At 68.0% G+C, this 11408-nt stretch carries 10 protein-coding genes and 1 tRNA gene; 9 read left to right on the forward strand and 2 right to left on the reverse strand.

Translation table 11 applies throughout. The features are described from left to right. Nucleotides 1–19: 19 nt before the first annotated feature. The 7 genes from EV192_RS21940 (at nucleotide 20) to EV192_RS21970 (ending at nucleotide 6172) form a co-directional block, all read left to right on the forward strand. Nucleotides 20–94: transfer RNA gene (locus EV192_RS21940), tRNA-Trp, on the forward strand. 16 nt (nucleotides 95–110) lie between these two features. After that, nucleotides 111–1322 (forward strand): macrolide family glycosyltransferase, encoded by a 1212-nt coding sequence (locus tag EV192_RS21945; protein ID WP_132118172.1) that lies wholly within the window; start codon nucleotides 111–113, stop codon nucleotides 1320–1322. 102 nt (nucleotides 1323–1424) lie between these two features. Further along, nucleotides 1425–2297, forward strand: coding sequence for an alpha/beta fold hydrolase (locus EV192_RS21950; protein ID WP_132118174.1), 873 nt, complete (start codon nucleotides 1425–1427; stop codon nucleotides 2295–2297). An 18-nt stretch (nucleotides 2298–2315) separates the two neighbouring features. Beyond that, on the forward strand, nucleotides 2316–3179 hold the full coding sequence (locus EV192_RS21955; RefSeq protein ID WP_132118176.1) for a VOC family protein: 864 nt from the start codon (nucleotides 2316–2318) through the stop codon (nucleotides 3177–3179). After that, on the forward strand, nucleotides 3176–4501 hold the full coding sequence (locus tag EV192_RS21960; protein WP_132118178.1) for a M20 family metallopeptidase: 1326 nt from the start codon (nucleotides 3176–3178) through the stop codon (nucleotides 4499–4501). Before EV192_RS21955 ends, EV192_RS21960 begins: the two co-directional genes overlap by 4 nt. Before the next feature lie 2 nt (nucleotides 4502–4503). Continuing rightward, entirely contained in the window at nucleotides 4504–5601 is a 1098-nt protein-coding gene (locus EV192_RS21965; protein ID WP_132118180.1) for a Rieske 2Fe-2S domain-containing protein, read from the forward strand. Continuing rightward, the gene (locus tag EV192_RS21970) at nucleotides 5594–6172 is read left to right on the forward strand and encodes a UbiX family flavin prenyltransferase (RefSeq protein WP_132118182.1); all 579 of its coding nucleotides are present in this window, start codon (nucleotides 5594–5596) and stop codon (nucleotides 6170–6172) included. The genes EV192_RS21965 and EV192_RS21970 overlap by 8 nt, the downstream gene beginning before the upstream one ends. Here the strand turns inward: EV192_RS21970 and EV192_RS21975 are convergent. After that, on the reverse strand, nucleotides 6141–7562 hold the full coding sequence (locus tag EV192_RS21975) for a UbiD family decarboxylase (protein WP_165960536.1): 1422 nt from the start codon (nucleotides 7560–7562) through the stop codon (nucleotides 6141–6143). The genes EV192_RS21970 and EV192_RS21975 overlap by 32 nt on opposite strands. Nucleotides 7563–7681: 119 nt before the next feature. On the opposite strand from EV192_RS21975, the gene aceA reads away from it, so the two are divergent. Next, nucleotides 7682–8974, forward strand: coding sequence for an isocitrate lyase (gene aceA / locus EV192_RS21980; RefSeq protein ID WP_132118186.1), 1293 nt, complete (start codon nucleotides 7682–7684; stop codon nucleotides 8972–8974). An 11-nt stretch (nucleotides 8975–8985) separates the two neighbouring features. On the opposite strand, the gene EV192_RS21985 is transcribed toward aceA, so the two are convergent. Continuing rightward, on the reverse strand, nucleotides 8986–10203 hold the full coding sequence (locus EV192_RS21985; RefSeq protein WP_132118188.1) for a DUF222 domain-containing protein: 1218 nt from the start codon (nucleotides 10201–10203) through the stop codon (nucleotides 8986–8988). 744 nt (nucleotides 10204–10947) lie between these two features. Here EV192_RS21985 and EV192_RS21990 point away from each other — a divergent pair. Beyond that, nucleotides 10948–11408, forward strand: a 461-nt coding sequence (locus EV192_RS21990; protein WP_165960538.1) for an IS110 family transposase, incomplete at its 3' end; no start/stop codon positions are given.

Below are 11408 nucleotides of genomic sequence, written 5' to 3' on the forward strand. Positions count from 1 at the left end.
GGGCCACAATGGAAACCATAGGGGTGTAGCTCCAACTGGTCAGAGCAGCGGTCTCCAACACCGCAGGTTGTAGGTTCAAGTCCTGCCGCCCCTGCCGAAAGGGAGTTCACATGGCGCACATCGCGTTCTTCAACTACCCGGCGCACAGCCACGTGAACCCGACCTTGTCGATCGTGTCCGAGCTGATCGGCCGCGGTCACCGGGTGACGTACGTGGTCGCCGAGCAGTTCGCCCAAGGCGTCAAGGAAACGGGCGCGACCGTGCTGAGCTACGACTCGCTGGCGCCGGAGTCGTGGGGCACGGTCGCCATCCCGGCGAACGTCACCGGGGACGACGTGGCGAAAGCTGCGCTCGCGCACCTGTCGGAAGCGTTGCGCGCGCTGGAAACCGCCGAACCGGTCCTCGCCAGTGACCGTCCGGACGTGTTGGTGTACGACGCGTTCGGTTACGCGGGCGGGCGGATCCTGGCGAGGAAATGGGGCGTGCCATCGGTGCTCTCGTGCACCACGTTCGTCGCCAACGAGACGTTTTCACCGTACGCCAAGCAAAGCCGTCGTGCTCCGGTGATCGACCCACAGCATCCCGCGTTGATCGAGTACGGCGAGAAACTCACCGCCGCGCTGGACGCGCACGGCCTTGGGAACGTGTCGATCGAGGAGTTCAGCGTCGGCGCCGAACAGAAGAACCTGGTCTACCTGCCGAAGACCTTCCAGATCGGCGCGGACACGTTCGACGACCGGTTCGTGTTCGTCGGGCCGTGCCTGGGCGGGCGCGAGTTCCAGGGCCGATGGCAACCGCCCGCGGGGGCCGATCCGGTGCTGCTGGTCACCATGGGCAGCTTCGCGTACGAGAACCAGCTGGGGTTCTTCCAGCAGTGCGTCGAGGCGTTCGCCGACCTGCCGCGACATCTGGTGCTGGCGGTCGGCGGCCTGGTCGACCCGGCTCATCTCCAGCCGTTGCCGGCCAACGTGGAGGTGCACGCCTGGCTGCCGCAACTGCCGGTCCTGGCGCACGCCAACGGGTTCATCTCGCATGCCGGCATGGGCAGCACGATGGAGTCGCTGGCGTTCGGCATCCCGCCCGTTGTCATCCCGCGGACGGCCGAGCAGGACCTGGTGGCCGACCAGATCGTCGGGCTCGGCGTCGGGCGCCGACTGGAATCCGTTGACGTCACGGCGGAATCACTGCGCGCGGTAATTGTGGACGTGTCGTCGGACACCACCACCTGGACTCGTGCCGCCGACCTGGCCAACGACATCCGCCGGGCGGGCGGCGCGGCGCGGGCCGCGGACGAGATCGAAACACTGTTCGGGGAACTCTAGGCATCCCCCTAGCGATCATTGATGCCGATGGCGACAGGTTCCTAGAGTTCCTGGTACGACACGGTTTCGCCAGATGGCACGGTTTCCGGGGGTGAGGTACTGATGGGCACGATCTGGGCGGACCTGCTCGGCACCCAGGTGCGGCACCTCGGTTCGCGGTACACCACACGGGTGATCGAGGCCGGCACCGGCGAACCGCTCGTGCTGCTCCACGGGGTCGGCGGGCACGCGGAGGCGTACTCGCGCAACGTCGTCCGGCTCGGCGAACGGTACCGGGCGATGGCGATCGACCTGGTGTGGCACGGCATGTCCGGCAAACCGCCGTTCACCGGTGACGCGGTCGGCACGTACGTCGAGCAGATCCTCGACCTGCTGGACAGCGAAGGCATCGAACGGGCCCATCTGGAGGGCGAGTCGCTCGGCGGCTGGGTGGCGTTGACCCTTGCGTTGCAGCACCCGGACCGGGTCGGCAAGCTCGTGCTCAACACCACCGCGGGCATCCAGTGGAACCCCGGCTCGGTGGCGGAGAAGCCGGCCGAGGGCCGTGAACTGCTGCGGTCCCGGTCGCTGGCCGCGATCGACGACCCGTCGCCGGAGACCGTGCGCAGGCGGCTGGAATGGCTGATGGCGAGCCCGGACCGGGTCACCGACGAGCTGGTGGACGTGCGCAGGCGGATCTACGCCGACCCGCCCACCAACCGCTCCCTGCGCACGGTGTTCGAGAACTCGTTCGGCTTCGGCTCCGGACCGGCCCGCCGGATCCGGGAGGAACGACTGGCCGACGTGCGGGTGCCGACCCTGGTGCTGTGGGCGACGCACAACCCGGGCAGCGGCCCGGACGTCGGCCGCCGGATCGCGGAGCTGATCCCCGGCGCCCGGTTCCACTGCGTCGACGACGCCGCGCACTGGCCACAGTGGGAGAAACCCGACGAGCACGACCGTGTCGTCCTGGACTTCCTCGCGAGCGAGGACTGAAAGAGAAGGACTGACCGCATGCTCATCCGGAGTCTCGCCTATGTCGGGCTGACCACCCGGGACCTGGCGGGGTGGGAGTCGTTCGCCGGCGAGGTGCTCGGCCTGCCCGCCGACCGGGCCGGCGACCGCCTGCTGTTACGCATGGACGAACGGATCTACCGGTTCGACTTACGCCAGGGCGAGCGCGAGGAGCTCGCCTGGCTGGGCTGGGAGGTCGCGAGCGCGGCCGACCTGGCCGAGGTGGAACGCTCGCTGACCGCCGCGGGACTGCCGGTCCACCGCGCCGACGACGCCGAATGCGCCGACCGCCGGCTGATCGGCATGATCTCGGTGCGGGATCCCGCGGGTGTGCGTCACGAGATCGGCTACGGCCAGGAGGCGGATTTCCGGCCGTTGCGGCTGACGCGGCCGCTCTCCGGGTACCTGACCGGCGGTTTCGGCATGGGCCACGCGGTGATCGGCGTCAAGGAATACGACGAGACACTCGCGTTCCTCGTGGACGGGCTCGGGTTCCGGATCAGTGACACGTTCGGCGGCTTCATCGCGTTCCTGCACTGCAACCCACGGCACCACTCGATCGCCCTGGTGCACACCGACGAGCCTGGCCTGCGCCACATCATGCTGGAGACGACCGGCCTGGACGACGTCGGCGCCACCATCGACGTGTGCCTCAGCCGTGGCATCGTCACCCGGACCCTCGGCAGACACACCAACGACCGGGCGGTCTCGTTCTACCTGAGCACCCCGTCCGGCTGGGAGATCGAGTACGGCTGGGGCGGGATCGAGGTGGACAGCGCGGACCACTCGGCCCGCCAGCTCGTCGGCCCGACCAGCCTCTGGGGCCACCAGCACCTGGTGGACAACGAGATCAGGTCGTCGTGACCAACGACCGGGGGGTGCCCATCAAGGCGCTGGACAGCCGCGCGAACTGGGCCAAGGCGGCCCGCGCCGCGATCGACGAGTCGGAGCTGGCCGAGCTGTGCATGGCCGCGACCGACATCCCCAGCCCGACCGGCGCCGAACGCGAACTGGCCGAGACGCTCGGGCACTGGATGCGGGGCGCCGGCCTGGACAGCAAGGTGCAGCTGATCGACGAACGCCAGGCGAACCTGGTCACCCGGGTCGGCACGAACGGGCCGGGTGTGCAGTTGCTGCTGCTCGCGCCGCTGGACACGGCGTTCATCCCCGGTCCGGAGGACGCGGCGTGGATCGGCGAGCTCCCGCGACCGGACTTCGCGCTGCCCTCGTGCCGGGACGGCGACCGGATCATCGGCCTCGGCGCGGAGAACCCGAAAGCGTTCGCGGTCTGCGCGCTCGCGACTGCGCTGGCTGTGCACCGCGTCGGCATCCCGTTGGCGGGGGAGCTGGTGGTGGGCCTGGTCGGCGGCAGCATGCCCACGCTGGGCAGCCCGCTGTCGTCGCGGCGCAACATCGGGCTGGGCGTGGGTACCGCGTTCCTGCTCGACCACGGTGTGCAACCGGACGCCGCGATCGTGCTCAAACCCGGCTACCACGTGGTGCACGAGGAAGTCGGGTTCGCGTGGTTCCGGGTGACCGTCGGCGGCTCGGTCGGGTACACCGGCAGCCGGCACAAGGGCGAGTACCGCAACGCCGTGGTCGCCGCCGCCCGGGTGGCGAGCGCGTTGGAGGACTGGTTCGCCGAGTACACCGCGCGCAACAGCAGCGGGCAGGTGGCGCCGCAGGGCGCCGTGACCGCGATCCACGGCGGTGACCAGTCCAAACCCGCGTTCAACCCGGCGAGCTGCGAGTTCATGGTGGACCTGCGGGTCAGCCCGCGCACGTCGCTCGCGGACGTGACCGCCCAGCTGACCGAGGTGATCACGGTGCTGCGGGCGAGCCAGCCGGACGTCAGCATCGACCTGGAGCTGCTCGCCGGCCAGCCCGGCACGTCCACACCGTCGGACAGCTGGGTCGTACGGCGGCTGACCTCGGCCTGGGAGGACGTGGAGGGCCGGCCGCACCAGTCGGGCCTGCCGGGCAGCGGCATGTCCGACGGCGGCGTGCTGCGGCGCAGCGGCGTCCCGACCGCGCGGATCGGCCTGCCGCCGCCCGTGGAGCCTGGCCCGTACCAGGGGTTCTCCATGGGCGTGGCGGACCCGGCCGGCATGTCCCGGCTGGTCGACCTGCTGATCCGGACGGTCATCGACGTGACCACGCGAACCCGGAAGGAACTGGAGGACTGACCATGAGCGCGCCGGAGAAGCAGGCGACGGTCGGCGGACCGGGCCGACGTGACTGGTCCACGTGGCCGCGTTACGAGGCCGCGGTGCTCGGGTTCAAGGAGTACTGGTACCCGGTCGCGTGGTCCCGCAAGATCGGCGAGAAGCCGGTGCCGGTCCAGGTGCTCGGCCAGAAGATCATGCTGAAACGGGACGGCGGCGTGGTCCGCGCGCTGCACGACCGCTGCCCGCACCGCGGCGTTCCGTTGAGCCACAAGCTGTCCTCACAGGAGTTCCCCGGCACGTGGAGCTGCTGCTACCACGGCTGGACGTTCGACCTGGAGACCGGTGTACTGGTGGCGGCGATCACCGATGGCCCGGAGTCGCCGATCTGCGGCAAGGTCGCGGTCCGCACCTATCCGGTCCGTGAACACATCGGCCTGGTGTGGTTGTGGCTCGGCGACGGCGAACCGCGGCCGTTCGAGGACGACGTGCCCGAAGAACTGCTCGACCCGGCAGCGCTGGTGGTCGGCCGGATCACCGTGCGGGACGGGAACTGGCGGTTCGGCGCGGAGAACGGCTTCGACGACGGCCACGCGAAATGGCTGCACCGCAACGCGTTGTGGACCAAGCGGGTGAAGATGCCGGTGTGGAGCGAGATGAAGGTGATCCGCGACGGCCCCTGGATCACCCGCCGCAAGGACAAGATGCACTACCAGGCGGAGTTCCCCGGCCTGGGCAGCTTCCCGCGCAAGAAGTGGTACAAACGCAGGGAGGGCAACAAGACCAAGGTGTCGCTGCGGCTGCCCGGCACCCTGCGGGTGAAGTACGAGACGTGGACGCACTTCGAGTGGTGGGTGCCGGTGACCGGTGAGGGCCACGTCTACGTCCAGCTCGCCACCATGAACCGCGGCTGGTGGAACAACTTCCGGTTCTGGGTCTACTACCGGGTCTGGGCCAGGTGGGTGTTCCACGGCATGTTCAACGACGAGGACCGGCTGATGGTGGAGGTCACCGACGCACCGCCGGAGCGGCTCTACCGCCCGGACGTGTCGCTCACCGAATGGCGCAAGCTCGTCGAGCAGGAGGCCAGATACTCCCCGGGCGAGGCCGGCCATGACTAGGTTGGTCGTCGGCATGTCCGGGGCGAGCGGCGCGGTCTACGGCATCAGGATGCTGGAGATCCTCAAAGGAATGTCCGATGTGGAGACACATCTGGTGATGTCGCCGGCGGCGCGGCAGACGATCGCGCTGGAGACGTCGTGGAAGCCCCGTGACGTCGAGTCCCTGGCCGACGTCACCTACCGGCACGGGGACATCGCCGCGGCCATTTCCAGCGGCTCGTTCCCGGCCCACGCGATGATCATCCTGCCGTGCTCGGTCCGTACCCTCGGGGCTGTCGCGTGGTCGCAGAACGACGACCTGCTGACGCGCGCCGCCGACGTGACGTTGAAGGAACGCCGGAAGCTTGTGATCGCGTTGCGGGAGACGCCGTTGCATCTCGGTCACCTGCGGGCGATGACGCAGGTGACCGAGATGGGCGCGATCCTGGCGCCGTTGATGCCCAGCTTCTACGGCCGGCCGGCGACAGTGGCCGACCTGGTCGACCACACCGTCGGCCGCCTGTTCGACCTGCTGGGCATCACCCCACCGGACGAGCTGGTCAGTCGCTGGACGGGACCAACGGCAGGGTGACGTCGAGCAGATAGTCGCGTGGAGACATCCGGGCGACGACGTCCGCGGGAACTCGACACGACTGCGGGAACTTCTCCGGCGCGGCCGGCTTGGTGCAGTCGAAGATGAGCTTGGTCTCCATCGGGCCTTTCTCCTCGCGCCGGTAGCCGTACGTCACCGGGTTGAGCTGGCCGCCCAGGAAGTTCGGCATGATCGTCAGGTCGCGGTCGCCCTGGAACCGGGTGGCCAGGCACCACAGGGTCGCCACCTCGTCGAAGATGTCGACGTCGTCGTCCACGATGAACACGTGCTTCAGCAGCGGATCGACCGCCAGCGCGGCACAGGCGGCCAGCTTCGGCTCACCCTCCACGCGCTTGCGCATCGAGATGTACAGGTGGCTGCGGGCCATTCCGGACAGCGGCAGGTTCACTCCGACCACGCTCGGCACGGCTTCCTTGACCCGGCGGTAGATGCTGCCCATCCGGGGCAGCCCGCCCAGCATGCTGTGCTCGGTGTGCGCGTTGAAGACGTCCACGTAGATTGGCCTGCGCCGCATGGTGATCGCGGTGATCTTCACGTATGGCTGCGGCCCGACCCTGGTGTAGAAGCGCGGATACTCGCCGAATGGGCCCTCCACGCGGGTGGCCTCCGGGTCAGTGTCGATCACACCCTCGATCACGATCTCCGCGCGGGCCGGCACTTCGAGGTCGACGGTCTTGCACCGGACCATCTCCAGCGGCTCGCCGAGCAGGCCGCCGACCACGTCCAACTCGCCGCCGATGCCCTCCAGTTTGGACACCGCGCCCATCAACAGCGCGGGGTGGTGGCCGATGACCAGCGCCACCTCCATCGGCTTGCCCTGCTCCCGCAGCTCGCGCATGACGTACGCGGTGTGGTGCGCCGGGTTGACCTGGATGCCGACCTGGTCAGGTTCCTGGTACTGGTGCCGGAAGATCCCAGCGTTGATCTTGCGCGACGAGGGGTCCCGGCACAGCGTGACCGCGGACGTGATGTAACGGCCCGCGTCCATTTCCTGGTGGATGATCATCGGCAGGCGGCGTACGTCGATGTCGTCGCCGGTGAGGACGATCTCCTGGACGGGCGCGTTGTCCACAAGGGTCGGTGGGATGCCGCTGCCTTCGCGGCGGGCGTACTGTTCGACCATGCTGTGCACGTCGGCGTCCACACTTCGCGCGAGACGTTCGTATGTGCCGTGCAGGTTGATCAGCAGCGGGATGTCCGAGCCGCCGACGTCGCGGAACAGCACGGCGGGGAATCCGGGGTAGGCGGGGTCCTTTTCCATCCGGTCCACGATCGCGGTGACCTCGAAGTCCGGACTGACCGGCTTGTCGACCACTTTGAGCTGCTCCGGCGGCAGGTCGTTCAGGAAGGTCCGCAGGTCTTTGGGCATGGTCAGGACATTAGAGCGTCTTCGGCCCGGCAAGACTAGGGAAAGGACTCGTGATGTGACCTGTTCCGGCCACGCGCCGGTAGCTTGGCGTGCGAAGCCCGTTCCCCAGGGAGACACCGATGACACAGACATTGGCTCGCTCACAGCGCCCTGGCGGCGCCGCCGAGCTGTCCGAACAGTGGGACTCCGACCCGCGGTGGCGCGGGGTCCGCCGGGACTACTCCGCCGAGGACGTGATCCGCCTGCGCGGCAGCGTCATCGAGGAGTGGACGCTGGCCAGGCAAGGCGCGCAACGGTTGTGGGACCTGTTGCACACCGAGGACTACGTGCACGCCTTGGGCGCGTTGACCGGGAACCAGGCCGTGCAGCAGGTCCGCGCCGGCCTGAAGGCGATCTATTTGTCGGGCTGGCAGGTGGCGGCGGACGCGAACCTGTCCGGGCACACCTACCCGGACCAGAGCCTCTACCCGGCGAACTCGGTGCCGCAGGTCGTGCGTCGCATCAACAACGCGCTGCTGCGCGCCGACCAGATCAGCTGGGCCGAGGGCGAGGCCCGCGAGTGGATGGCGCCGATCGTCGCGGACGCCGAAGCCGGGTTCGGCGGTGTGCTGAACGCGTACGAGCTGATGAAGGCGATGATTGCCGCGGGCGCGGCCGGTGTGCACTGGGAGGACCAGCTCGCGGCCGAGAAGAAGTGCGGTCACCTCGGCGGCAAGGTGCTGATCCCGACCGCCCAGCACATCCGGACGTTGCAAGCCGCGCGGTTGGCCGCGGACGTGTCTGACGTGCCGTCGTTGGTCGTCGCGCGGACCGACGCGCAGGCCGCGAACCTCATCACCAGTGACGTCGACGAACGGGACCGTCCGTTCCTCACCGGCGAGCGCACACCCGAGGGTTACCACCGCGTCCGTGGCGGGATCGAGCCTTGCGTCGCGCGAGGCCTGGCGTACGCGCCGTACTCGGATCTGCTGTGGATGGAGACGTCCACACCGGACCTCGAGGTGGCCCGCGACTTCGCCGAGTCGATCAAATCCCGGTACCCGGACCAGATGTTGGCCTACAACTGCTCGCCGTCGTTCAACTGGCGCAAGCACCTCGACGACGCCACGATCGCGAAGTTCCAGCGCGAGCTGGGCCACATGGGCTACAAGTTCCAGTTCATCACCTTGGCCGGATTCCACAGCCTGAACCACTCGATGTTCGCCCTGGCCCGCGGCTACGCCGACAACGGCATGACCGCGTACGTCGACCTGCAGGAGCGTGAGTTCGCCTCGGAGGCCGACGGCTACACAGCCACCCGCCACCAACGCGAGGTCGGCACCAGCTACTTCGACCTGGTGAGCACGGTGATCAACCCGTCGAGCAACACGGTCGCCCTCATTGATTCGACGGAGAAGTCCCAGTTCTACTGAGCAAAGGCGGCTCACTGCCGAAGCCTGTTGACCCGTGGCCGCTGTCGCGGGTCCACAAAAGCGGGTGGGGTGAACACGGCGTGGCCGTTGTCGAGCCGTACGGCCCATTGGCTGCGGTGAATGAGCCTGTGGTGTTGTCCACAGAGGAGGATGAGGTTGTCGATCTGAGTGGCCCCACCCCGATGCCAACTAAGGACATGGTGGGCGTCACACACACTGGCAGGTCGATCGCAGGACGGAAAGGTGCATCCCCGGTCTCGCAGTACCAAGCCCCGCCGGATGTGCGAGGGGACGACGTACGCGGGAACAGCGATGTCCAACGGTTGCGACTCACCGCCCATCACAGCCGGCAATACGTGCGAGTCGCACGCAATTCGACGAGCCTCCCGAGCGGTGAGATAGTGGGACTGTCCGGGCAGGATGGTGTCGTCGGCGGCCGCGATCAGCGCGTCGAGGGGGATGGTGAACGCGACTTCGGTGCGTACCCCGTTCTTGGTGGGCAGGTCCGGACAGTTGGCGGCCATCTTCAGGACATCGGCGAACGCGTCCCCGGCTCGTTCGGCCTGCCCTCGCGTGTCAGGCACCTCGGGATCGGACTTCTCGAACGGCTTGAGCAACGTGTCGAAAAGAGCGGCGTTCTCAGGATCCAGCCACCCCTTGAACTCCATCCGCCCATCCCGCCGAACATGGCGCCGTAGCAGCCGTTCGGGCAGGACGAGCCCATCATCGACGGGCGGCGTCCCATCGGGGTCGACAATGTCCCGAATCCGCCCAGCGTGCCTCAAGAGAGCAGCGGGATCATCCTCCCCAGCCTGGATGACCAACAACTCCTCCGCCCAACCCCGCCGCTCCGCATCGAGGTGAGCCATCGAGCGCAAAGTCCTCCGAATGACATCGACATGCCCGGAGCCGACCTCGCCCCGTTCCAACGCGGCAGCCGTCAACGGCATCGACGCGGCCACCACGGACCCAGTCAGAGTGGTGGTATCCAGGAGGTCCTCGGCCTGCGCCAACCGATGCCGAGCATCAGCCCGGCTGACCCGCAAGACGTGCACGAGCAGCGCCGGAGTGTTCGAATACCCGAGTCTGGCGGCGACCCCCCGACTATCCACCTCGGCCAGAACCTGGAGCATCCGAGCATAGTCCTGGCGCATCCGTTCCTCGACCGCACAAAGCTCATCCACCAGCGAGGTATCGCTGGTCGACCAAAGCTGAGCCATTGCTGTCATGCCCCAACACTACCACGAAGAAACGCGGGTTTCTTAAGCCGGAATTACGCTGCCAGCGAACAGAACCCGAGCGGAACGTGCGAGAAGGCGGCAGGGGGGAGGAGACGGCCTGGCGAAGGATCGGCCGGCGGAAAACAGCCCGAGCAAAGGCGGCGTTGGCAAGAACGTTGGGGTGGCGAAGGATGAGGCCCGCGAGAGGCCGGGATGGGCGAAAGACCGGGTCGCGGGAAGGCAGGGACCCACGAAAGGTCAGGGGTTGGTGGGAAACAGGGACGACCAATGGGTGCTCGCCGACGAGAACTTGGGCCGGGTGAAGGTCGGGGTTGGCGGGAAGTTGGCGTGAGTGGGGGGCTTGGCTGGGCAGGTACCGAGGTGAGAGGTGGAAGTCTGAGTGAAGGGTTGGGGGCAGCGGGAAGTCGGTGAGGCGAGCGCGCCCAGCGCACCACAGTGCGGGCGAAGTGTTCCCTCCCGTATGACAGTGAGGATGGGTGTGCGTCCGGAAGGATGTGTTCTGGTGGTTGTCCTGGGTGTGGTCTGACCCGCCGTATGACTGGCTTCGTGTCTTTCTCAGGAACTGTCGTCCGTGCCCGGGCAGCCATCAGGTGTGCGACCGTCCCGGCGACCGTGACCTCATAGGAGCCTGTTCGCAGCAGGCGGACCCATCACTGTCCTGTCCGACCGCCGGGCCGGGTGCACGCCACCCCTTGTCTGCTCGTTGGGTCGAACAGGATGGCACGTATCAGCATGGCAAAACCGCGCATGAAGTCCAGCAACGCCACCCCGGTCGAGCCGGTCGGACCGATCACCGGTGGGGTGGACACCCATAAAGACTTTCATGTCGCCGCCGCGAAGGACGCGCTCGGCCGGGACCTGGGCACCCAGAAGTTCCCGGCTACCCGCCGTGGCTATGGCGACCTGCTGACCTGGCTGCAGGCGTTCGGGTCGCTGCGGGCGGTCGGGGTGGAAGGCACCGGCTGCTACGGCGCCGGCCTGAGCACCCACCTACTGCGGCACGACATCACCGTGCTGGAGGTCAACCGCCCCAACCGACAGAAACGCCGGCGTACCGGGAAAACCGATGTCCTGGACGCGATCGCCGCGGCCGCGGCGGTGCAGTCCGGTGAGGCCACCGCCGCACCCCGCACCCGCACCGGCCCGATCGAGTCCGTCCGGGTCATGAAAGACACCCGCGCTCAGCTGACCAA

This window comes from Actinocrispum wychmicini, from assembly GCF_004345645.1.
In the GTDB taxonomy this organism is placed as follows: domain Bacteria; phylum Actinomycetota; class Actinomycetes; order Mycobacteriales; family Pseudonocardiaceae; genus Kibdelosporangium; species Kibdelosporangium wychmicini.